This is a genomic window from Streptomyces sp. NBC_01508 (genome assembly GCF_045040315.1).
GTDB lineage: Bacteria > Actinomycetota > Actinomycetes > Streptomycetales > Streptomycetaceae > Streptomyces.
In genome coordinates, this window is the sequence record NZ_CP109419.1 from 2,011,674 (window position 1) to 2,035,249 (window position 23,576).

A 23,576-nucleotide genomic window follows, 5' to 3' on the forward strand; every position below is an offset into this window, starting at 1 on the left:
AGGAGGTTATCCGGGGCACACGGGCAGGCGGAAATCAGTAGTCGCGCGCCGTACGGCCCTCAGCGCCGCCGCAGCGGGAGCGGGGCGCCCATCACGGCGTACGGCTTGGCGGCGCTGGGGAAGAGCACCTGGCGCGCCAGGTCCTGGTAGCCGAGGGTGCGGTAGAGGCCACGGGCGGGGCTCTCGGTGTCGATCGCGGAGAGGATCGAGCGGGGCTGCCGGGCGATGTCCGTGATGGTGGTGATCAGGGTGCGCCCGATGCCGCGGCCCTGGAACGCCGGGTGGACGTGCAGTTCGGTGATGACGAAGGAGTCGTCGAGCCAGTCGTCGTGGCCGTCGGCGCGCAGGTAGGGCTCGACGACCGTGGACCACCAGTGGGAGCGGTCGTTCGGCATGCCGTAGACGAACCCGGCCAGTCGGCCCTCCGGCGTGAGCGCCCCGTACGCGCGGGCACCGGGCGCGAGGAGATGCCGCAGCACGATCTGGCGGCGTACGCCGATCTCGGCCTCACCCAGCCCGAAGGCGAGCGCCTGTACGGCCAGCGCCTCGTCCACACGCGCGGCGAGATCGATCGGCCGCACGCGCACGTCGGGGATCTGGGAGTCGCTCCCTGGGGAGTTCGGCACGCTCGGCATGGCCGAACCCTACTTTCAGAAGAGGACGCTCATGAACGCGCCCACCTCGCGGAAGCCGACCCGCCGGTAGGAGGCCCTGGCCGCGGTGTTGTAGTCGTTCACGTACAGGCTGGCGACGGGGGCGACGTCGGCGAGCGCGTACCGTACGACGGCCGCCATGCCGCTCTCGGAGAGGCCCCGGCCGCGGAATTCGGGAGTGACCCAGACGCCCTGGATCTGGCAGGCGTGGGTCGTGGCCGCGCCGATCTCCGCCTTGAAGATCACCTTGCCGTCGTCGATACGGGCGAACGACCGGCCGGCGCCGACAAGTTCGGCCACCCGCGCCTGGTAGAGCAGCCCACCGTCGCCGGCCAGCGGCGAGACACCGACCTCCTCGGTGAACATCGCCACGCACGCCGGCATGATCGTCTCCAGCTCCTCCTTACGGATGCGGCGCACAAGGGGGTCGGGCCGCACCGTGTCGGGCACCTGCTCGGTGACCATGAGCGGCTGGTTCGAGCGGACCTCTCGGGCGGGGCCCCAGTTGGGCTCCAGCAGCCGCCAGAGGTGGGCCGTGGGCTCGGCGGGGCCGACGATGGACGAGCAGCGGCGCCCCGTCCGGCGGGCGCGGTCCGCGAAGGCCCGTACGGCCTCGGGAGAAGCGCAGATCGGCACCAGGTTGGCGCCGGAGTAGCAGAGGGAGCGCAGCCGCCCGTCCGCGTACCAGCCCCACATCTCGCCGCCGAGACGCCAGGGGTCGAGTCCCGCGGCCTGGACGCGGGAAGCCACGAACGCGTTGGCGACGGGCTCACTCTCAAGGATGGCGAGCGCGGCGCCGAGTTCGCCTGGGTCGAGGACCCGAGTGGTGGTCTGCGTCAACACGAGAGGGCCTCACCGTACGACTGCTGATTCTCCGCACTGTACCCGCCACTTCCGTGGGGTGCCGCGCGCAGCGAAAGGCCCCGCTCCCCGGACGCGCTGAGGCGTGGGGTGCGGGGCCGTACGGCGACAGAGCGCCGACGGAACGGAGGACGGGGCCGGCGAACGGCTCCGAGGAGCCTCGGGCCGATCCTCAGCTGATGGAGACCTCGGGCTCGCCGGAGGGGATGCCGTCGCGTTCCATCTGTTCGGCGATCTTCATCGCCTCTTCGATGAGGGTCTCGACGATCTTGGACTCGGGAACGGTCTTGATGACCTCGCCCTTCACGAAGATCTGACCCTTGCCGTTGCCCGACGCCACACCCAGATCCGCCTCACGCGCCTCACCCGGACCGTTGACGACACACCCCATCACCGCCACCCGCAACGGCACCTCCATCCCCTCCAGCCCCGCGGTCACCTCATCCGCCAGCTTGTACACATCCACCTGCGCCCGCCCACACGACGGACACGACACAATCTCCAGCCGCCGCTGCCTGAGATTCAGCGACTCCAGAATCTGAATCCCGACCTTGACCTCCTCCGCCGGCGGCGCCGACAGTGACACCCGGATCGTGTCCCCGATCCCCTCACTCAGCAGCGCACCGAACGCCACCGCCGACTTGATCGTCCCCTGGAACGCCGGACCCGCCTCCGTCACCCCCAGATGCAGCGGATAATCACTCCGCGCGGCCAACTGCCGGTAGGCATTGACCATCACCACCGGATCGTTGTGCTTCACCGAGATCTTGATGTCCCCAAACCCGTGCTCCTCGAACAACGACGCCTCCCACAACGCCGACTCCACCAGCGCCTCCGGAGTCGCCCTGCCGTACCTGCGCAACAACCGCGCGTCCAGAGACCCCGCGTTCACACCGATACGAATCGGCGTCCCCGCCGCCGACGCCGCCTTCGCGATCTCCCTCACCTTGTCGTCGAACTGCTTGATGTTCCCCGGATTCACCCGCACCGCCGCACACCCCGCGTCGATCGCCGCGAACACATACTTCGGCTGGAAATGAATATCCGCGATCACCGGGATCTGCGACTTCCGCGCGATCGTCGCCAGCGCGTCCGCGTCATCCTGCGTCGGACACGCCACCCGCACAATCTGACACCCCGACGCCGTCAGCTCCGCGATCTGCTGCAACGTCGCCCCGATGTCCGACGTCCGCGTCGTCGTCATCGACTGCACCGACACCGGCGCATCCCCACCAACCGCCACCGAACCGACCTGAATCCGTCGACTCACCCTCCGATCGGCCAGCTTCGTCGGAACATCCGGCATTCCCAGTGCGATGGCGGTCATCTGCTGTGCAACCCCAAGGTGTGGATCGTGGTCCCGAGTTCGGCGGGCTCCGGCCTTCGAGATTACGCCACCGGCCCGCCGAACGAGCACATCGCTGCCCGCAGACCCCCCAAAGGCTTACGGCCGGGCGTATGGAGACACCCGGCCGTAAACCTGCGGACGCTTCGGCGGCACGACCTGTTCCACATCCTGTGGAACGTGGCGGGCGCCTCGCCCCGGACAGCTACGAGATCTTGACCGGATTCACCACGTCGGCGATCAGCACCAACAACGTGAAGCAGATGAAGACCCCGGCCACGACGTAGGCGACCGGCATGAGCCTCGCCACGTCGAACGGCCCCGGGTCCGGCCTCTTGAAGAGGCTGGCGAGTCGCCTTCGTACCGACTCCCACAGCGCCCCGGCCATGTGCCCGCCGTCGAGCGGCAGCAGCGGCAGCATGTTGAAGAGGAACAGCGAGAGATTGAATCCGGCCAGCAGGAACAGCATCATCGCCATCTGGTTCTGCGCCGGGATGTCCAGCGTCATCACCTCGCCACCGATCCGCGCGGCGCCGACGACACCCACCGGCGAGTCGTCCTTGCGGTCGCCGTCGGAGAACGCGGCGTTCCACAGATCGGGGATCTTGGAGGGCAGCGCGATGATCGACTCGACACCCGTGACGATCATGTCGCCCATGCGGTCCACGGAATCACCGAAGGAGAGCGGGACGATCTCGGTCGCCGCGGCGAAGCCCAGATACCCGGCGGGCACGAACTTGTCGGGGACGACCTCCCCGTCGGAGTTCTTCTGCGCCACCATGTTCTTCGCGAGTGTCGCCTGGAGGACCTGCTCCTTGCCGTCACGCTCCACCGTGATGGTGGCGGGGCCGATCGTCTCGCGGATGAGGTTGGACAGTACGGACCATTCCTCGACCCGCTGTCCGTTGAAGGCGACGATCTTGTCGCCCTCCTTGAGACCGGCGGCGCGGGCCGGCGACACCGGATCGCCCGCGGCGCACTTCTCCCGCGCCACGTCCTGGGAGATGACGCACTTCTGGACGCCGGCCACCGCGGTGGTCTGGGTCTGGAAGCCGAAGCTCATCGCGACACCCATGAAGATCACGACGGCGAGGACCAGGTTCATGAACGGTCCCGCGAACATCACGATCAAGCGCTTCCACGGCTTACGCGTGTAGAAGAGCCGGGTCTCGTCGCCCTCCTTCAGCTCCTCGAAGGCCGCCGAACGGGCGTCCTCGATCATGCTGCGCCAGGGCGAGGTGGACCGCGCCTCGATCCGCCCGTCGGGGCCCGGCGGGAACATCCCGATCATGCGGATGTAGCCGCCGAGTGGGATCGCCTTGAGCCCGTACTCGGTTTCGCCCTTCTTGCGCGACCAGATGGTGGGGCCGAAACCGACCATGTACTGCGGCACACGGATACCGAAGAGCTTGGCCGTCGACAGGTGGCCCAGCTCGTGCAACGCGATGGAGAAGAGCAGCCCCACAGCGAAGATCACAATGCCGAGGACTGTCAACAGGATCGTCATGCGCGAGCCTCCGCTGGCTGTTCTTCGCCGAATTTCTCTGCCGTTTCGCGGGCCCGGGCGCGCGCCCAGGTCTCCGCTTCGAGGACGTCGGCCACGGTGAGCGAGGTTCCCTTGGCGGGCTGTCCGTGCTCGGCGACGACTTCGGTGACGGTATCCATGATGCCGTTGAACGGCAGCCGCCCCGCCAGGAACGCGTCGACGCACTCCTCGTTGGCGGCATTGAACACCGCCGGCGCCGTGCCGCCCAGCGACCCGACGTGCCGAGCGAGTCCCACCGACGGGAAGGCCTCGTTGTCGAGCGGGAAGAACTCCCACGTCGACGCCGTGGACCAGTCGAAGGCGGGCGCGGCGTCCGGCACCCGCACCGGCCAGCCGATGCCGACGGCGATCGGACCGCCCATGTCGGGCGGCGTGGCCTGCGCGAGCGTCGATCCGTCGGTGAACTCCACCATGGAGTGGACGTACGACTGGGGGTGGACGACGACCTCGATGCGCTCGAAGGGGATGTCGTACAGCAGATGCGCCTCGATGACCTCCAGACCCTTGTTGACGAGGGTCGCGGAGTTGATCGTGATCACGGGGCCCATCGCCCACGTGGGATGGGCGAGGGCGGCGTCCGGGGTGACGTGGGCCAGATCGGCCCGCGTACGGCCGCGGAAGGGGCCACCGGAGGCCGTGACGACCAGCTTGCGCACATCGGCGCGGGTGCCCGCCGCGAGGGCCTGGAAGAGCGCCGCGTGCTCGGAGTCGACCGGGATGATCTGACCCGGCTTGGCGAGCGCCTTGACCAGCGGGCCGCCGACGATCAGCGACTCCTTGTTGGCGAGGGCGAGCGTACGGCCGGCTTCGAGGGCGGCGAGGGTCGGCGCGAGACCGATGGATCCGGTGATGCCGTTGAGCACCGTGTGGCACTCGGACGTCGCGATGTCGGTGGCGGCGTCCGGCCCCGCGAGGATCTCGGGGAGCGGCTCGGAGCCGTACTCCCCGCCGAGCGCCTCGCGCAGTGCGGGCACGGCGTCCTCGCGGGCGACCGCGACGGTGCGGACCCGGAGCTGTCGCGCCTGTTCGGCGAGGAGTCCGACCCGCCCGCCTGCGGCGGACAGCGCGGTGACACGGAAGCGGTCGGGGTTGCGCAGGACCAGGTCGATCGCCTGGGTGCCGATGGACCCGGTGGAGCCGAGGACGACGAGGTCCCGGCGGCCTTCGGACACGTCGAAGGCGATATGGGGGTCGGCGAGGGGGGCTGGACTGTCGCTCATGGCCCCATTCTTGCCGCATCCGGCCGCCGCGCGGACAGCGCGGCGGGAAAACGGTGTGTGGGACGGTCCTTCGGTCGCCCTTCGGGACGGGCACCGGGGCATACGCCGGGGCGGTGGCAGGGGATCGCCCCGGACCCTCTCTCAGTCCGTCGCTCTCAGTCCGTCGAGCCCGCCTCGAACTTCTTCCACTGCGCCGTGATGACCTCGCCCGGCACCTTGCCGATGTCCTTGGTGTCCGTGATGTCGGCCCGGAACGAGAGGGTGGTGGTGCCGGAGCGTACGACGGTGAGGTACTCGTACAGCTTCAGCGTGCCCTTCACGTCGAGGATCGTGAAGCGGTACGCCTGGGCCTCGTCGCCGTGGTCGGGGGCCTTGACCGGCTCGACCTTCAGGTACTGCCCCTTGGCGACGGCTCTGTTCTCGACGAAGCCACCCGCGCATGCCTTGCCGGCCGCGCCGAGGGCCTTCATGACACCGGCCGCGCCGTCACCGTTGTAGGAGCGGAGCTGTACGGCGACGGTCGTGCCCACCATCTCCTCCGCGACGTCGACGTTGCGGTGGACCTCGGACGCCGGGCCGAAGGCGGTGGCGCCCTTGGCGAGGCTGACGAGCGGCTGGCAGGTGGCGGGGTCGGCGGTGTAGTCCTCGCCGAGCGGCGCTCCGAGGGTGAACTCGCCCGCCGTGTACTTGCCGATCTTCTCGCCGTCGGCGAAGGCGAGGGCCGTGAGATCGCGTTGGCCGAGTGCCCCGGCGCCGCCGGAACCACCGGACTCGCCGGAGCCGGTCGAGTCGCCTGAGTCGCCCGCCTCTCCGGCGGGGGTGGACGCCGGGGCCTTGCCGTCCGTCCCCGCCTCCTGGCCGCCCTTGTCGCCGTCGCCCTTCTCGTCGCCGCCGCAGGCGGCCACACCGGTCAGTACCGCACCGACGAGCGCGAGCGCCGCCGCGCGGCGCAGCCGTGCGCCTCGGCCGCCGGACCGTCCCTCGTTCCCCGCCCCGAACATGCCTGCCCCTGTCGTCGGTTGACCGCACCCGCGATCGCGTCCTCGGTCGATCGCGCGGCTCGCGGCCCGTCTGGTCACGTCGAGGCTCGATTGTGCTGCATGCGGGCGGCCCGGGTCACACGCGGGCCGAGCGGGGCGGCGCGGCCGGGTCAAGACATCTTCGGCGAGTTGAGGCATCCGCATTGACACACCTCACGAGCGGCGCAATTCTGAGAGCGCTCTCAGTAAGGTCCGTACCTGAAGGCCCGCTCCCCTCCGGTTCCTTCCCTCCGGTTCCCCCGCTCCCGGCTTCCGGTCCCGGCTCCGGCTCCGGCTCCGCGGTCCTTCGGGCACGCCCGCCTCACCGGCGGCGTCCGTACGTCAGATTCCGCCCCCCACTGTCCCCACTGGGATCTACCTGACGAGGAGGAAGAGCGAGTGCCTGCGATACGCAAGCTGCTGGCTTCCCTGGCCGCCGCGGTGGTGTTCGCCACCGGATTCACGGCCTTCGGCACCATGGCCCCGGCCGAGGCCGCGGTCCCCAACACCATTCCGTTCACCATCACGAACAACTCCGGCCGAGGCGAACCGGTCTACATCTACAACCTCGGTACGGAGCTGTCGTCCGGCCGCCAGGGCTGGGCCGACTCCAACGGCACCTTCCACGCCTGGCCCGCCGGCGGCAATCCGCCGACCCCGGCGCCCGACGCGTCGATCGCGGGACCGGCCCCGGGCCAAAGTCTGACGATCCAGCTGCCGAAGTTCTCCGGGCGGGTCTACTTCTCGTACGGCCAGAAGCTCGTCTTCAGGTTGACCACCGGCGGCCTCGTGCAGCCCGCCGTGCAGAATCCGAGCGACCCGAACACGAACATCCTCTTCAACTGGTCGGAGTACACGCTCAACGACTCCGGTCTGTGGATCAACAGCACCCAGGTCGACATGTTCTCGGCGCCGTACGCGGTGGGCGTCAAGGTCCCCGACGGCTCCACCAGGACCACGGGCCATCTCAAGCCGGGGGGTTACAACGGCTTCTTCGACTCGCTCAGGGGCCAGCCGGGCGGCTGGGCCGGTCTGATCCAGACCAGGCCGGACGGCACCGTCCTGCGGGCTCTGGCGCCCGGTCACGGCATCGCGTCCGGCGCCCTGCCGGCAGGTGTCATGAACGACTACATCGACCGGGTGTGGGCGAAGTACGCCAACTCCCCACTTACGGTGACCCCGTTCGCGAACCAGCCGGCGGTCAAGTACGTCGGCAGGGTCTCCGGCAACGTCATGAACTTCACCAACACCTCGGGCGCGGTGGTCACTTCGTTCCAGAAGCCCGACGCCGACAGCATCTTCGGCTGCTACAAGCTGCTCGACGCCCCCAACGACCAAGTACGGGGCCCGATTTCACGCACCCTGTGCGCGGGGTTCAACCGCTCCACGCTCCTGACCAACCCCAACCAGCCCGACGCCGGCTCGGCGGACTTCTACAAGGACGCCGTGACCAACCACTACGCCCGGAAGATCCACGCGCAGATGGCCGACGGCAAGGCGTACGCGTTCGCCTTCGACGACGTCGGGGCCCACGAGTCGCTGGTGCACGACGGCGACCCGCGGCAGGCGTTCCTCACGCTCGACCCGTTCAGCTGACCCCGCGCCCCGCGCGCCGTCGAACCTCGGGCCGCGTCTTCCGTGAGGAGGACGCGGCCCGGTGGTCCCTTCGTACAGAGGACGCGGTCCGGTGGTTCTTCCGCCCCGTCGGGGCCGAAGGAAGCACTCGGCTCGCGGCCGATCAGCGGATCGGCCGGTGGACGTTGTCCCGTTCGGAGGGGCCCGGCGTGGCGTCGGCGATCCAGGGGCCGTCGCCGCTCGGGTCGATGATGCCCTCCTCCAGCCAGGTGTAGGTGCCGGACAGCACCCCGTTCACGACCTTGCGGTCGACGTCGTCCGTGTTGGACCACAGCCGCGTGAACAGTTCCTCGACACGGATCCGGGACTGCCGGCAAAAGACGTCGGCGAGCTGGTACGCCTCGCGGCCGTGCTCTCCCCCGGCGCGCAGCATCTCGGCCCGTACGCACGCCGCGCTCATCGCGAACAGTTCGGCGCCGATGTCCACGATGCGGCCGAGGAAGCCCTGCTTGGTCTCCATCCCGCCCTGCCAGCGCGACATGGCGTAGAAGGTCGAGCGGGCGAGCTTGCGCGACGTCCGCTCCACGTAGCGCAGGTGCGCGGAGAGATCCAGATGCCCCTTGGGGTGGAATTCCGCGTAGGAACCGGGCAGTTGGCCGGCGCCCGCGACCAGCTTCGGCAGCCAGCGGGCGTAGAAGACGCCCGCCTGCGCCCCGGCCTTGGCCTTGTCGGAAAGCGTCTTGTCGGGGTCGATGATGTCGCCGGCCACCGCCAGGTGCGCGTCGACCGCCTCGCGGGCGATCAGCAGATGCATGATCTCCGTGGAGCCCTCGAAGATCCGGTTGATCCGCATGTCGCGCAGGACCTGCTCGGCGGGGACGGCGCGCTCGCCGCGGGCCGCCAGCGAATCCGCCGTCTCAAAGCCCCGTCCGCCGCGGATCTGGACCAGTTCGTCCGCCATGAGCCAGCCCATCTCGGAGCCGTACAGCTTGGCCAACGCCGCCTCGATACGGATGTCGTTGCGGTCCTCGTCGGCCATCTGGGACGACAGGTCGACCACGGCCTCCAGCGCGAACGTCGTCGCCGCGATGAACGAGATCTTCTCCCCCACCGCCTCGTGGTGGGCGACGGGCTTACCCCATTGCTCGCGCGCCGCCGTCCACTCGCGGGCGATCTTGAGACACCACTTTCCGGCGCCGACGCACATCGCGGGCAGCGACAGACGGCCGGTGTTGAGCGTGGTGAGGGCGATCTTGAGGCCGGCGCCCTCGGGGCCGATACGGTTCGCCGCCGGAACCCGGACCTGGTGAAAGCGGGTGACCCCGTTCTCCAGGCCGCGCAGACCCATGAAAGCGTTGCGGTTCTCCACCGTGATGCCCGGCGAGTCCGCCTCGACGACGAAGGCGGTGATGCCGCCCTTGTGCCCTTCCGACTTCGGTACCCGGGCCATCACCACGAGGAGGTCGGCGACGACGCCGTTGGTCGTCCACAGCTTGACGCCGTCCAGGACGTAGTCGTCACCGTCGCGCACCGCCGTGGTGGCGAGCCGCGCGGGGTCGGAGCCGACATCGGGCTCGGTCAGCAGGAAGGCGGAGATGTCGGTACGGGCGAGGCGCGGCAGGAACGTGTCCTTCTGCTCCTGCGTACCGAACATTTTGAGCGGCTGCGGTACGCCGATCGACTGATGCGCGGAGAGCAGCGCGCCGATCGACGCGTTCGCCATGCCGACCAGGGCGAGCGCCTTGTTGTAGTACACCTGGGTGAGACCGAGGCCGCCGTACTTCCTGTCGATCTTCATGCCGAAGGCGCCGAGTTCCTTGAGGCCGTTGACGACCTCGTCGGGGATCCGCGCCTCGCGCTCGATCCGGGCACCGTCGATCTGCGTCTCGCAGAACTCGCGCAGCGTGGCCAGGAAGGCCTCTCCGCGCCGTACGTCCTCCGCCGGGGGTGCGGGGTGGGGGTGGATGAGATCGAGCCTGAAACGGCCGAGGAACAGTTCCTTGGCGAAGCTCGGCTTGCGCCAGCCCTGCTCACGGGCGGCCTCGGCCACCCGTCGCGCTTCCCGCTCGGAGACCTTGGGCTCCGGGACCTGGGCCGTGTCGAATGAATCGGATGGAGCGGACATCGGGAACTCACCTCGCCGCGAACGTCGGGTCGATGGGCCCGACCGGCCAAGGCGTCGTCCTGTCGCCCTGGTGGGAAAGGTACCGGCCGGTACTACTCGTCCGTATCTACCCGAATACGGGGGGCGTAGCCAGTCCTGACGCGCACCGTCGGGGCCGGGGGACGGGGCCGTACGCGTACACGAGGAAGGCCGGGACCGCCGCGCGGCGGTCCCGGCCTTCCTCGTGATTCGTCCGCTGCGTCAGAGGGCGAGGCCGGTGAAGACCATCACGCGCTCGTACGTGTAGTCGTCCATCGCGTACCTCACGCCCTCACGGCCGACGCCGGACTGCTTGACGCCGCCGTACGGCATCTGGTCGGCGCGGTAGGACGGCACGTCACCCACAATCACGCCGCCGACCTCAAGCGCCCGGTGGGCGCGGAACGCGGCCTGCACGTCATGGGTGAACACCCCCGCCTGGAGGCCATACTTGGAGTCGTTCACGGCCTCGAACGCCGCAGCCTCGCCGTCGACCCGGCTGAGGGTGAGGACGGGGCCGAAGACCTCCTCGCAGGAGATGGTGACGTCCGGCGGGACGTCGGCGAGGACGGTGGGCGCGTACGACGCACCGTCGCGCTTCCCGCCGGCCAGGAGCCGGGCGCCCGCCCGTACGGCCTCGTCCACCCAGGCCTCGACGCGCTTGGCGGCGTCCTCGCTGACGAGGGGGCCCACGTCCGTCGCATCGTCGGACGGGTCTCCGGTGACCTGCGCCTCGACGGCGGCGACGATCCTGGGTACCAGGCGCTCGTACAGGGACGCGTCCGCGACGACGCGCTGGACCGAGATGCAGGACTGACCGCCCTGGTAGTTGGAGAAGGTGCCGATCCGGGTCGCCGCCCAGTCGAGGTCCTTCTCACTCGCGTAGTCGGCGAGGACAACTGCCGCACCGTTGCCGCCGAGTTCGAGCGTGCAGTGCTTGCGCGGCACCGAGTCCATGATGGCGAAGCCGACCTTGTCGGAGCCGGTGAAGGAGATCACCGGCAGCCGCTCGTCCTGTACGAGAGCGGGCATCCGGTCGTTGGCGACGGGCAGCACCGACCAGGCACCTGCCGGCAGCTCGGTCTCGGCGAGCAGTTCGCCGATGATCAGGCCGGACAGCGGCGTCGCCGGGGCGGGCTTGAGGATGATCGGGGCGCCGACTGCGATGGCCGGGGCGATCTTGTGGGCACAGAGATTGAGCGGGAAGTTGAACGGCGCGATGCCGAGCACGACGCCGCGCGGGAAGCGGCGGGTCAGCGCGAGGCGGCCAGTGCCGCCGGCGTCGGTGTCGAGTCGCTGCGCCTCGCCGCCATTGAACCGGCGGGACTCCTCGGCCGCGAACCGGAAGACCGAGACGGCGCGGCCCACCTCGCCGCGTGCCCACTTCATGGGCTTGCCGTTCTCCGCCGAGATCAGGCGGGCGATCTCCTCGGTGCGCTCGACGAGACGCCGTGAGACGTGGTCCAGCGCGGCGGCCCTGACGTGCGCGGGCGTCGCGGCGAACTCGTCGCGCACGGCGTACGCGGCGGCGACGGCCTCCTCGACCTGGGCGTCTGTCGGGACGGCGACCCTGCCGACGAGCCGGCCGTCCCACGGGGACGTGACGTCGAAGGTCTCCTCACCGGTGGCCTGGCGTCCGGCGAGCCAGAAGGCATGGGTGGCTGCCACAGTTTCGTTCGGCATTGCGAGTCCCGGCCCTTCCGAAGTGGTGGAGTTGTCTCCCCCACCGTAGGGGCGCGGGCCGGGAACCGGATTTGTCCGAGGTGGAGTGGTGGGTGGGGCAGGTCGTGACGCTTTGTCGTATACGCCGTCGGCGCACCTCTTCACCGACCCACCGAACGGCTTCGGCCGCCCACGCCTCGGCTCCCAGAGCCGTTCGCCTCAAGTGCCGAACACGTCGCGGCAGTTGAGGCCCGGCCGGTGCTGTGACCGCCAGCGCCGGCCGGGGTGTGCGGCTCGGGGACGGCGCCTCGTCCTCGATCGCCGGGCGGGTCCGGAGAGCCCTGTCCGAGTAGGCCGCTAGGTCCTGTCCGGTCTTGGGAGCGGCGTGGCCGAGGTGGTCTTCAGTGCCAGCCAGAGCTCCATCCGGACGTCCGGGTCGTCCAGCGTGCGGCCCAGGATCTCCTCTACGCGGCGCATGCGGTAGCGCAGTGTATGCCGGTGGACGCCCAGATCGGACGCCGCGGCGTCCCACTGACCGTGGCGCGAGAGCCAGGCCCGGAGGGACTCCACCAGGTCCCCGCGCCCCTTGGCGTCATGTTCGTACAGCGCGCGCAACATGCCGTCGGCGAAGGCCCGCACGGCGTCGTCGGCGAGGAGGGGCAGGAGCGAGCCGGCCGCCAGTTCCTCGTGCTCCACCAGTGCGCGGTCCCGTCGGCGCGCGACGGACAGGGACTGCTCGGCCTGTTTGTACGCGCCTGCGGTCGCGATTGGCCCCGTCGGGGCGGAGAGACCGATGACGACGCCGGCGTCGTCCGCCTCCTGCTCCTTGTACGTCTCACAGGCGGCCACGACCGCGCCCGCGTCCGCCGCGAGCACGACGAGCCGTTCCCCACCGTCGGGCACGGCGAGCACCGCCTCGCCTGCGTGCGCCGCCGACGCCTCCAGCGAGTCGGTCAGCGACTGGAGCGGATGGTCGGCGGCGGGATCGCGGGAGTCCGGCGTCGCGTCGGCCGGCTCCGCGACGAGCAGCCGGAACGGGGCGTCCAGCAGCCCTCCGTACAGGTCTCCCGCGACCGCCCGCGCGTGGTCGGGCTGTCCTGAGAGCAGCATCCGCAGCACCGCGGAGCCGAGCCGTTGCTCGGCCTCCTGGAGCGCGCGTGACCGCTCCGTGGTCAGCGTCAGCAAGGCTACGGCCGAATGCACGGCGTACCGCTCCGCCGTGCCCAACGACGCCCCCGTACCGACGGCGAGGGCGCCCCGTACCCGCCGACCGCTGCCCAGCGACTGGAGTTCGACCCGGTCGTCCGGATCGCCGACCACGACGCTGGCGGGCGCGGGACGTTCCCGCAGCCGCTCCACCTCGGGCGTGAGACGGGCGGCGCGGCGTGCGGCCCAGTCGGGCGCGGCGGCGATCACGGCGCCGGTGGCGTCGTAGAGCGCGGCCCAGCCGTCGACGTGCGCGGCGAGCCGGGCCAGCAGCACGGCGGGGCCTTCGGAGAGCGCCGCGCGGGTGAGTTCCCGCTGGGCCTCGAAGCCCGCCGTGACCGCCCGGTACTGATCCGCCGCAATGGCCGCCGAGACGGCCTTGCTGATGGCCAGGAAGGGGGTACGGCGCGGCACGGCGAGCAGCGGCAGCCCCTCGGCGCGTGCGGCGTCGACGAGGGCGTCCGGGATGTCCTCGTAGTTGACGCCGACGGCGAAACCGAGCCCGACGACGCCCGCGCCGACGAGCCGCCGCACGTAGCGGCGCATGGCCTCGGGGTCCTCGGCGTGCAGCGTGACGGCGGTGACGAGCAGCAGTTCGCCCCCGTCCATGTACGGCACCGGGTCTTCGAGTTCGCTGACATGGGCCCAGCGCACCGGCGTATCGAGCCGGTCCTCCCCCGCGCGCACGGTGAGTTTGAGCGCCGAATGCTGGATGAGCGAGGCGAGGGTGGGGGGCATGGCGGACCGTAGGACCTTCATGAAGAGGGCGAGCGGACGTTTTTCGCCGTCCCGTAGAAACGGCTTACCCCAATTCTGCCAGGGTGTACGAGAACAGGGGTACGGACTCGGGTGAGGGCGGCGGTACGCGGCACCTCGCCCACTGGGGCCGTCGCCCGCCGCCGACGTCGCCTCTGTACAAAGGCCTCAGGACATGGGGCGTCGTGTGCGCTCAGGTACGGAGGTCCACCAGCATGGGCGGCGCGTGCTCCCCGCCCACCGTGGTCAGCGACAGCACGGCGTGGCCCGCCGGAACGGAGTGGGCCAGTTCGGAGGCCGACCAGCGTTCCCGCTCGACCTCCCGCACCGTGACCGCCTCGGCGGTGGCCGCCTTGCCGGTCACCAGCCGTCGCATGAAGTGCAGCGCCTTCGTGAGCGGCTCGTCGGAGATGATCTGCCGGTTGGTGACGTCACGGGTCTGGACCCACTCGGTGCCCCAGCTCTCCGCGAAGCGCCCGCCGTCCCACGGGCCGAGCCCGGAGAACGCCATGCGGCAGCCCACGGCCCCGAGGAGCGGTCCGCGCAGCGGGTCGGGGACGTCTTCCAGGGTACGCAGCGCGAGGACCACTCCGGCGTTCGCCGAGCGCAGCCGCTGGATGGAGCGCACGGAGTCGCCCGTCACGGTGTACGTCGCGTCGTCCAGGACGAGGCAGGCGAAGAGCGAGCGGTCCGCGCGGGCGAGCGCGGCGTCCGTGAACTGGGCGAGGAGGAGCCGGGCGATGATCCGTGACGCCTCGGCGTGGCCCCGTTCGGGCAGGTCGATCCGGACCCTCAGTGGATGCTCGACGGCCCGCAGCGAGAAGGCCCGGCCGCCGCCGTCCGTACGGAAGAAGTCCGCGAAGGCGGGTCGGTCGAGGAAGGCGAGCCGTTCGGCCAGGAGCACGCCGATGTCGTCGCCGCGCGTCGACTGCCGCTCCCGCGCGTCGAGTTCGCGCAGTTGGGCGGCGGCGCCGGGGGCGTCGGACGTCTCCAGCGCGGTCCGCAGCGTCTGGACGGCCGTGGGTGCACCGCCGATCAGTTCTCGCAGTTCCGGGACGGCGGGGAAGCGCCCGTGGACGCTGCGGTACGGGCCGATGAGCTGGGCGAGCGCGGTGGCTGCCCTGCGGCTGTCGCCGCCGGGGAGACCCGCCGCCAGATCCCCTACGAGGGCCTCCGACAGCGTCCTGGCGGCCTCGTCGGGGTCGTCGGCGCTTCCGTAGAGGTCGAGGTCGTGCGTGGCACCGGGGCGGCCGACAGCGATCACGAGGTCGAAGGAGTCGTCGGGGGCCAGTGCCGCCCCGTAGGCGGTGACGGCGACGACGGCGGCGCGGTTGGCGAGCGCCTGGAGACAGAGCGACTCGACGACGGGGCGGACCAGTCTGACGGTCTTGCCGGAGCCCGCGGGGCCGACGGCGAGCAGCGACGTGCCGAGCAGCCCCGGCTCCAGGGCGACGCCGGTGGTGCGCCGCGCGTAGGGATTGCGCGGGTGGTCGGCGGCGGTGCCGATCCTGACCTGCCCGGTGGCGAGATCGTGGCTGGCCGTTCGCAGCGGCAGGTCACGTACACCCGAAGGGTGGGCGCAGGCGCCCGCCCCGTGGGCGCGGACGGTGTCGGTGAAGGCGGGCAACCGTTCCGGCCGGGTACGGACGCCCTGCCAGGCGCGGCGGATCCGCGCGTAGTCGACATCGCTGAGAGTGCCGCGTCGTATGGCGTCGGCGAGCTTGGCGGCGGCTTCGGTGAGTCCGGCGGCGTGGAGTTCGGGCCAGTCGGCGGGGTCGGCCTCGGCGGGGGGCGGGGGCACCTCGTCCGAGGTGGCCATCCCGAGGCGGCGCCGTACGGGAGGCCAGGTGCCGACGCGCCCGACGACCGCGATCACGGAGGCGACGAGCAGCACGTAGTAGACGTTCGACACCGCGGTGAGCCAGTCGACGGTGCGCGGCATCGCGCGCCAGAATCCCGGCAGTAGTACGAAGAGCGGCCACAGGGGCATCCCGTAACGCCCCCAGACCTCGTTCCAGTTGCCGATCCGGCCGAAGCCGACGGCGAGCAGGCTGATGACGAGGGCGTAGTACAGGTAGCTCACCGCGACGTACAGCTCGACGTGGGGGCTGTACCTCGACCGCCAGCTCTCGGGGGTCAGCCACTGGGTCGGCAGGAGCCACCACTTGTCGCCGAAGATCCACCACCCGCCCAGATAGCCGTTCCAGAGCAGTGACCAGACGAGCCAGCCGCAGAGGTAGGCGACGAGGGCACCGCTGAACAGCTGGCGGGCCGGCACCTGCTCGGGCGCCTCCGGTGGGCGCGGGCGGTGGCCGAGGCGCCAGATGCCCGGTTCGGCCTGGGGCCGGGGGATCCGCAGCCAGTCGGCCACGGACGCGCCGATGCCCGGGGCAGGCGCGTGGGTCGGCGAGGGTGGCAGGGGCGGGAATACAGCTGGGGCGGAGTGCCCCGACGGGGCGGCGGTCCCCGGGGGGACGAGCGGCGAATCCGACGGTGCGGAGGGCGGTGGGGCCGACGGGGCGGAGGGCGGTGGGGCCGACGGCGGCGGCGTGGGCGGCTGGGGTGGTGGCCCTGCCGGACGGGGCACGGGATTGGCGCGTGTGCCGCGTGAGTCGTGCGTGCCGTCGGTGTTCATGAACCCCTGTCCCCTGACCAGCCAGGTCCGCTCTGTACAGCCTCAATCTAGTGCCCGCGCACGGGGAGTTCACCGTTCCGGCCGTACGGAGTGTTGGTCGCGCGCCTGTCGGCCTGTGTGAAGCGGTGCGCCACGTCCTATGTCCGCGGCGGACAACGACACGCCCCCGACACTCCCGAACGGCGCATGCCCGCCGCCCTCCTCCGCCCCTAGCCTGCGAAGTGAAGGCAGATGCGAGAACGCGAGACACGTAGCGTCCGGAACCACCCCCAGGAGCCCCTCATGACCGCAATCCCGCAGGAGCGGCGCGTCGTCACCGCCATCCCCGGTCCCAAGTCGCTGGAGCTGCAGAACCGCCGTACCGCCACGGTCGCCGCCGGCGTGGGGTCCGTGATGCCCGTCTTCGCCGCCCGCGCGAGTGGCGGCGTCGTCGAGGACGTGGACGGCAACAGCTTCATCGACTTCGGATCCGGCATCGCCGTGACGTCCGTCGGCTCCTCGGCCGAGGCCGTCGTACGCCGCGCCACGGCCCAGCTCGCCGACTTCACCCACACCTGTTTCATGGTTACGCCCTACGAGGGCTACGTGGAGGTCTGTGAGCAGCTCGCCGAGCTGACCCCGGGCGACCACGCCAAGAAGTCCGCACTGTTCAACTCGGGCGCCGAAGCCGTCGAAAACGCTGTGAAGATCGCGCGCTCCTACACCAAGCGGCAGGCGGTCGTGGTCTTCGACCACGGCTATCACGGCCGTACGAACCTCACGATGGCGCTGACATCGAAGAACATGCCGTACAAGAACGGCTTCGGTCCGTTCGCCCCGGAGATCTACCGGGTCCCCGTGGCGTACGGCTACCGCTGGCCGACCGGCCCGCGGAACGCGGGCGCCGAGGCGTCCGCCCAGGCCATCGACGAGATCAGCAAGCAGATCGGCGCGGACAACGTCGCGGCGATCGTCATCGAGCCGCTGCTCGGCGAGGGTGGCTTCATCGAGCCGGCGAAGGGCTTCCTGCCCGCGATCGCGAAGTTCGCCAAGGACAACGGCATCGTCTTCGTGGCGGACGAGATCCAGTCCGGCTTCTGCCGGACGGGGCAGTGGTTCGCGTGCGAGGACGAGGGCGTCGTACCCGACCTGATCACCACGGCGAAGGGCATCGCGGGCGGTCTGCCGCTCGCCGCCGTCACGGGCCGCGCCGAGATCATGGACGCCCCGCATTCGGGCGGCCTCGGCGGAACGTACGGCGGAAACCCGGTGGCCTGCGCCGCCGCGCTCGGTGCCATCGAGACGATGCGCGAGTTGGACCTCGTCTCGAAGGCCAGGCGCATCGAGGAGATCATGAAGCCTCGTCTCAAGGAGATGGCCGAGAAGTTCGACGTCATCGGCGACGTACGGGGCCGTGGCGCGATGCTGGCGATCGAACTGGTCAAGGACCGGGACACCAAGGAGCCGAACCCGGAGGCGACCGCCGCCCTCGCCAAGGCGTGCCACATGGAAGGGCTGTTGGTGCTCACCACCGGCACGTACAGCAACGTGCTCCGCTTCCTGCCGCCGCTGGTGATCGGTGAGGACCTCCTTACGGAGGGCCTGGACATCCTGGAGCAGGCGCTCGCCGGGGTCTGAAGGCCCGGTCGGAGCCCGAGCCCGATGGGCGCCGCTCTCGGCGCCGGCCGCTCCCGCCACGGTCCGTGGGCGGCGTACGGACTGGTCGGCGTCATCGCCTCCGTAGGAGGGGGCTCCACCGGCCCCGCACGGGGCCGGTCCCCGGGGCGGGGCCTGTGAAGAAGCTGTGCGGGGCCGATGGCGGGTTCACTCTCCCGCTGTCGGACCCCACAGCCCTGACGTACGGTTTCGGCAGATGAAAGAAGCACCCCGCTCGCAGGAGACTGCGGGCGACCCCACGACGGCGCGTCCCCAGCACCGTCCTGGTCGCGTCTTCGGACGCACTGGAGCATCCAGCTCCGGAATGCCTCACCGATCGGACGGCCGCCCGCCCCAAACCCCCCGGGGCGCGCGGCGACCCGGTCCCGGCGGCCGTCTCGGAACTACCCCCCCTGTTCCGGGGCGGCCGACATTCCGTTCCGGGCGTTTCGGCTCCGCCGGCCCCTTCGGACCCTCCGCCCCTCTCGGGGCGTTCACTCTGTGCGCCGTTCTCTTCGCCCTCGTCACCTGGCAGGTCGTCGCCGGTGGCCCGCTCCGTGCCGCCGACGAGCGCCTGGGGCGCACGGCCTTCGGACGCGGCCCCACCGGGCTGACGGAGTTCCTGGCCGATCTCGGCGGCATGGCGGTGGCCGTGCCCGTCCTGGCCGTCGCGGTCGGGTACGCGGCCTGGCGGGGGCACCGTGCGCGAGCGGTGGCGGTCGCGCTGACCATGGCCGCCGTTCCGGTGCTCGTGCTGCCACTCAAGCTGTGGATCGACCGGCCGGGGCCGCTCACGGCGGATCCTGGCTACTACCCGTCCGGCCACACGGCGACGGCGACGGTCGCCTACTGCGGCGCCGCGCTGCTGCTGAGCCCCCGTACGGGGCGCACGTGGGCGATGCCCGTCGCCGTGGTGCTCACTGCGGCGACGGGCATCGGACTGGTGCTACGGGGCTACCACTGGCCGCTGGACGTCCTCGGCAGCTGGCTGCTCTGCGGCATGCTGCTGGCCCTGTTGGTGGCGGCCCTGCGGTGGGTCGACAACCGCAGGGCCGCCGACACGGGGGCGGACGGGGAGTAGCGCGGGGCGGGCCGAATCGGCGCCGATTGACCCGCCTCGGCTTGGGCCGGCTCGACGTGACTCGGCTTGACTCGACTCGGGTTGGGCCGGCTCGACGTGACTCGGCTTGACCCGACTCGGGTTGGCTCAGGCCATGTCGGCTCAGCTTCCGAAGTAGGCGTCGAAGTTCCGCGAGAACTCCCACTGGTTGAAGCGGTCCCAGTTGATCGACCACGTCATCAGGCCGCGCAGCGTGGGCCATGTGCCGTGTGTCTGGTACGACCCGCAGTTGGTCTTCTTCGTCAGACAGTCCAGGGCCTTGTTCACCTCCGACGGGGCGGTGTGGCCGTTGCCCGCCTGCGACGACGCCGGGAGCCCGATCGCGACCTGGGCAGGGTTCAGCGCGGGGAAGACCTTGGTGGTGTCGCCGGCCACCGGGAAGCCGGTGAGCAGCATGTCGGTCATCGCGATGTGGAAATCGGCGCCGCCCATCGAGTGGTACTGATTGTCGAGCCCCATGATCGGCCCGGAGTTGTAGTCCTGGACGTGCAGCAGTGTGAGGTCGTCGCGCAGGGCGTGGATGACGGGGAGGTACGCCCCGGCGCGCGGGTCCTGGCCGCCCCAGGGACCGGATCCGTAGAACTGGTAGCCGAGCTGTACGAAGAACGTCTCCGGCGCCATCGTGAGGACGAAGTCCGCCCCGTACTTGGCCTTCAGGGTCTTCACGGCGGAGATCAGGTTGACGATGACGGGGCTCGTGGGGTTACGGAAGTCGGTGTCGCCGGTGTTGAGCGAGAGCGAGTGGCCCTCGAAGTCGATGTCCAGGCCGTTGAGGCCGTACTCGTCGATGATCTTTGACACGGAGCTCACGAAGGCGTCGCGTGCGGCGGTCGAGGCGAGCTGGACCTGACCGTTCTGACCGCCGATGGAGATGAGCACCTTCTTGCCCGCCGCCTGCTTGGCCTTGATCGCGGCCTTGAACTCGGCGGGGGATTCGACGTTCGGGCATTCGGCGACGGGGCAGAGGCTGAAGCGGATGTCGCCCGATGTGACCGATGTCGGTTCGCCGAAGGCGAGGTTGATCACGTCCCACGAGGCGGGCACGTCGGACATGCGGGTGTAGCCGGAGCCGTTGGCGAAGCTGGAGTGGAGGTAGCCGACCAGGGCGTGGGCGGGGAGCTCCGCCCCGTTGCCGCCCCCTCCCCCGGTCTGGGTGGTGGCGGTGACGGCCGTGGAGAGCGCGGAGCGCCCCGCGGCGTTGGTCGCCGAGACCTGGAAGCGGTAGGCGGTCGCCGGGCTGAGTCCGGTGACGGTGGCCGACGTGGCGGTGACGTTCACGTCCGGGGCGCCGTCACGGTGCACCGTGTAGCCGGTCGCGCCCGCCACGGGAGACCAGGTGAGGCCGACCGATGACGCGGTGACCGTCGAGGCGCTGAGCCCCGCGGGGACGGCGGGCGGCTGCCCGGTCTCGCCGCCGGGCCCGACGAGGCTGAGGTCGTCGACGTGGTACGCGGGGGTTCCGTACCAGCCGTTGGTGTAGAGGGTCACGGACGTGGTGGCGGGACCGGTGCGGAAGGATGTGGTCAGATTCTGCCAACTCGCCGCGGACGGGGTCCATGTTGAGACGTCGGTGGTGCCGGTGCCGGCGGCGCCGAGGTAGACGTAGCTTCCCTGGACCCAGGCGCTCAGCGTGTACGCGGAGTTGGGCCGGACCGTGACGGTCTGGGCGCATTTCGCGTTGTGGCTGCCCGCCGGGGTGGCCTTCAGCGCGGCCGTGCCGCCGTGGACGGGGGTGCTGACGGTCACGCCGCTGCCGCCGGTACAGCTCCAGCCGGTGAGGCCGGATTCGAAGCCGCCGTTGGTGGCGACGTCCGCGTCGGCCGCGCGTGCCGTCTCGGCGGACACGACGAGACCGCAGGCGGTGAGTACGGCCGCCGCGAGAGCGGCCACCAGTCTGGCGTACCGAGAAGGTCGTCTGTTGCGTTCCACAACTGCCTCCGGGCATGGCGGAATTGAGTGACCGAGCCGGGCACAAGATGGTCCAGACCAATCAAGTTGTCAAGACCTCTGACGCTCCACGGCTCCGACCGCCCCAGCCGCCCCGGCGCCGCGACGGGGCGCGCCCGCCACACCCGACCCTCAGCTTTCGCGGCCGTCACCCCCGTCCCCACCGACCGCGCCGCCGCCGGCACCCCCCGCGATCCCGGCCGCCGCCTCGTGCATCGCCAGCTCCAGCAACGGCGGGTCGGTGAGCGTGCCCGAGCCGTCGGGCGGGACCAGCCAGCGGACGCCCCCACCGGTGCGCCCGGGATACGGGACGACGATCCAGGTGCCACCGCCCGCGCCCCGTACCCCCGTACCGATCCAGCGGGCGACGGTGCCCGGCGGCACGAAGAATCCGAGCCGCGCGTCCCCGAAATCGGCCAGGACGGGGCCTGGCCGGTCCACGAGGCGGGTCAGCACGTCGAGCGTCGGATACCCCAGCTCGCCGGGGAGGATCAGGACGTCCCAGCGCTTCCCCGCAGGAAGGAGAGCGACCCCGTGCGGGTTCCGCTCCCATTCCCACCGGCAGGCGTCGGGATCGGGCGCCACCGACGCCAGCCACTCCAGCGCGATCCTCGCCCCCGAGTGGGCCCCCGAGTCAGTCATCATGCGGCCTCCGCTCCACGTTGTTGGACAGTGCGTCCACAGAGGGAGAGGGATGTGGCGCCGGATCATTACGCGAGTTCAGGCCGGCAGTCGTTGGTGATGTGGATCACATCACCACGGAGGGAGTCACAACGCGACAACGCTCCGGGAAGTCGCCGTCCGTAAGGAGGAGGCCCACCGGGATCAGCTGTCGAAGCCGAGCCCCACCCGGTCCATGGCCCGCAGCCACAGGTTGCGCCGCCCGCCCCTGGCGTCCGCGCGGGCCAGCGACCACTTGGTGAGCCCGATACCGGCCCAGGCGGCCGGCTCCGGCGGGAACGGCACCGGCTTCGTCCTGACCATCTCCAGCTCCGTGCGCTCCGTCCGGTCCCCCGCGAGCAGGTCGAGCATCACGTCGGCGCCGAAGCGGGTCGCGCCGACACCGAGACCGGTGTACCCGGCGGCGTACGCGACCTGCCCGCCGTGCGCCGTACCGAAGAAGGCGGAGAACCGCGAGCAGGTGTCGATGGCCCCGCCCCACGCGTGACTGAACCGCAGCCCCTCCAACTGAGGGAAGCACTCGAAGAAGTGGGAGGCGAGCTTGAGATAGGTCGCGGGGCGGTGGTCGAGGGCGGCGTCGAGGCGTCCTCCGTACGGATAGATCGCGTCGTAGCCGCCCCACAGGATGCGGTTGTCCGCGGTGATCCGGAAGTAGTGGAACTGGTTGGCGCCGTCGCTGAGCCCCTGCCGCTTCTTCCAGCCGATCGCGCCGAGCTGATCCGCGGTAAGAGGTTCGGTCGTCAGGGCGTAGTCGTAGACGGGCACCGTGTACGGGCGTACGCGCCGCACCAGGGACGGGAAGACGTTCGTGCCGAGCGCGACGTGGCGGGCCAGGACGCGGCCGTACGGCGTGCGGACGGCCATACCGGGGCCGGAGCGGGCCAGTTCGAGACCCGGCGTGTTCTCGTAGATCCGTACGCCGAGGTCGAGGCAGGCCCGCTTCAGTCCCCACGCGAGCCTGGCCGGGTTCAGCATGGCGACGCCGCGCCGGTCCCACAGGCCGCCCAGGAATGTCGGCGAGTCGACCTCCGCGCGGACCGCCTCGGCGTCGAGAAGGTCCAGACCGGTGAAGCCGGACGCGGTCGCCTCCGCGTACAGATCGCGGAGATCTTCGAGCTGGTGGGGCTCGGTGGCCACGGCGATGTCGCCGGTGCGCTCGAAGTCGCAGTTGATGGCGTAGCGTTCGACGGCCGACTCGATGCCGTCGAGATTGCTCTCGCCGAGATCCTCCAGCGCCCGCAGCTCGCCGGGCCAGCGGCTGAGCCCGTTGGCGAGGCCGTGGGTGAGCGAGGCGGAGCAGAAGCCGCCGTTACGGCCGGAGGCCGCCCAGCCCACCTCGCGGCCCTCGATCAGGACCACGTCGCGGTGCGGGTCGCGCTCCTTGGCGAGGAGCGCGGTCCACAGGCCGCTGTAGCCGCCGCCGACGACGAGCAGGTCGCAGATTTCGTCGCCCGCGAGGGCGGGCACCGCGCCCGGCCTGCCGGGGTCGTCGAGCCAGTAGGCGACGGGCTGCGCGTCGGTGAGTGAGGCGGCTGCTGTACGCATGGCTCCAGGGGCCATGTCTTCCAACTC

16 protein-coding genes are annotated in these 23,576 nt (G+C 70.7%); 3 read left to right on the top strand and 13 right to left on the bottom strand.

Annotated features, from left to right (window positions below):
• Positions 1-59 precede the first annotated feature (59 nt).
• The 6 genes from OG700_RS09030 to OG700_RS09055 form a co-directional block, all read right to left on the bottom strand.
• The gene (locus tag OG700_RS09030; RefSeq protein ID WP_405611579.1) at positions 60-635 is read right to left on the bottom strand and encodes a GNAT family N-acetyltransferase; all 576 of its coding nucleotides are present in this window, start codon (positions 633-635) and stop codon (positions 60-62) included.
• A gap of 15 nt (positions 636-650) precedes the next feature.
• Complete coding sequence (locus tag OG700_RS09035; protein ID WP_405611582.1) at positions 651-1,496, bottom strand: GNAT family N-acetyltransferase; 846 nt, start codon at positions 1,494-1,496, stop codon at positions 651-653.
• Positions 1,497-1,686: 190 nt separating this feature from the next.
• Positions 1,687-2,841 (bottom strand): flavodoxin-dependent (E)-4-hydroxy-3-methylbut-2-enyl-diphosphate synthase, encoded by a 1,155-nt coding sequence (ispG, locus tag OG700_RS09040; protein WP_405611585.1) that lies wholly within the window; start codon positions 2,839-2,841, stop codon positions 1,687-1,689.
• Between the two features lie 223 nt (positions 2,842-3,064).
• The gene (locus OG700_RS09045) at positions 3,065-4,366 is read right to left on the bottom strand and encodes a M50 family metallopeptidase (protein ID WP_405611588.1); all 1,302 of its coding nucleotides are present in this window, start codon (positions 4,364-4,366) and stop codon (positions 3,065-3,067) included.
• Positions 4,363-5,625 carry a 1-deoxy-D-xylulose-5-phosphate reductoisomerase gene (gene dxr, locus OG700_RS09050; RefSeq protein WP_405611591.1) on the bottom strand — a complete coding sequence of 421 codons (1,263 nt, stop codon included), beginning with the start codon at positions 5,623-5,625 and terminating at the stop codon, positions 4,363-4,365. The genes OG700_RS09045 and dxr overlap by 4 nt, the downstream gene beginning before the upstream one ends.
• 155 nt (positions 5,626-5,780) lie before the next feature.
• Positions 5,781-6,626 carry a hypothetical protein gene (locus OG700_RS09055; RefSeq protein ID WP_405611594.1) on the bottom strand — a complete coding sequence of 282 codons (846 nt, stop codon included), beginning with the start codon at positions 6,624-6,626 and terminating at the stop codon, positions 5,781-5,783.
• A 417-nt stretch (positions 6,627-7,043) separates the two neighbouring features.
• On the opposite strand from OG700_RS09055, the gene OG700_RS09060 reads away from it, so the two are divergent.
• A complete protein-coding gene (locus OG700_RS09060; protein WP_405611597.1) occupies positions 7,044-8,240 on the top strand; it encodes a glycoside hydrolase family 64 protein in 1,197 nt (398 codons plus the stop codon).
• Between the two features lie 142 nt (positions 8,241-8,382).
• Here the strand turns inward: OG700_RS09060 and OG700_RS09065 are convergent, their stop codons facing one another.
• The 4 genes from OG700_RS09065 to OG700_RS09080 all read right to left on the bottom strand — a co-directional run bounded on the left by OG700_RS09065 (position 8,383) and on the right by OG700_RS09080 (position 16,621).
• On the bottom strand, positions 8,383-10,344 hold the full coding sequence (locus tag OG700_RS09065) for an acyl-CoA dehydrogenase family protein (protein WP_405611600.1): 1,962 nt from the start codon (positions 10,342-10,344) through the stop codon (positions 8,383-8,385).
• A 240-nt stretch (positions 10,345-10,584) separates the two neighbouring features.
• Positions 10,585-12,030 carry an aldehyde dehydrogenase family protein gene (locus tag OG700_RS09070; RefSeq protein ID WP_405621536.1) on the bottom strand — a complete coding sequence of 482 codons (1,446 nt, stop codon included), beginning with the start codon at positions 12,028-12,030 and terminating at the stop codon, positions 10,585-10,587.
• 351 nt (positions 12,031-12,381) lie between these two features.
• A complete protein-coding gene (locus OG700_RS09075) occupies positions 12,382-13,968 on the bottom strand; it encodes a PucR family transcriptional regulator (RefSeq protein WP_405611603.1) in 1,587 nt (528 codons plus the stop codon).
• Between the two features lie 211 nt (positions 13,969-14,179).
• Complete coding sequence (locus OG700_RS09080; RefSeq protein ID WP_405611606.1) at positions 14,180-16,621, bottom strand: ATP/GTP-binding protein; 2,442 nt, start codon at positions 16,619-16,621, stop codon at positions 14,180-14,182.
• Positions 16,622-16,903: 282 nt separating this feature from the next.
• Here OG700_RS09080 and gabT point away from each other — a divergent pair, with 282 nt between their 5' ends.
• Together gabT and OG700_RS09090 are read left to right on the top strand one after the other, a co-directional pair.
• Positions 16,904-18,238 carry a 4-aminobutyrate--2-oxoglutarate transaminase gene (gabT, locus tag OG700_RS09085; protein ID WP_405611609.1) on the top strand — a complete coding sequence of 445 codons (1,335 nt, stop codon included), beginning with the start codon at positions 16,904-16,906 and terminating at the stop codon, positions 18,236-18,238.
• Positions 18,239-18,473: 235 nt separating this feature from the next.
• On the top strand, positions 18,474-19,337 hold the full coding sequence (locus OG700_RS09090) for a phosphatase PAP2 family protein (protein WP_405611612.1): 864 nt from the start codon (positions 18,474-18,476) through the stop codon (positions 19,335-19,337).
• 141 nt (positions 19,338-19,478) lie between these two features.
• Here OG700_RS09090 and OG700_RS09095 read toward each other — a convergent pair whose 3' ends face one another.
• The 3 genes from OG700_RS09095 to OG700_RS09105 all read right to left on the bottom strand — a co-directional run bounded on the left by OG700_RS09095 (position 19,479) and on the right by OG700_RS09105 (position 23,564).
• A complete protein-coding gene (locus OG700_RS09095; protein WP_405611615.1) occupies positions 19,479-21,266 on the bottom strand; it encodes a chitinase in 1,788 nt (595 codons plus the stop codon).
• 189 nt (positions 21,267-21,455) lie between these two features.
• Positions 21,456-21,965, bottom strand: coding sequence for a hypothetical protein (locus OG700_RS09100; RefSeq protein WP_405611618.1), 510 nt, complete (start codon positions 21,963-21,965; stop codon positions 21,456-21,458).
• 183 nt (positions 21,966-22,148) lie between these two features.
• Positions 22,149-23,564, bottom strand: a complete 1,416-nt coding sequence (locus OG700_RS09105; RefSeq protein ID WP_405611621.1) for an NAD(P)/FAD-dependent oxidoreductase — start codon at positions 23,562-23,564, stop codon at positions 22,149-22,151.
• Positions 23,565-23,576 lie beyond the last annotated feature (12 nt).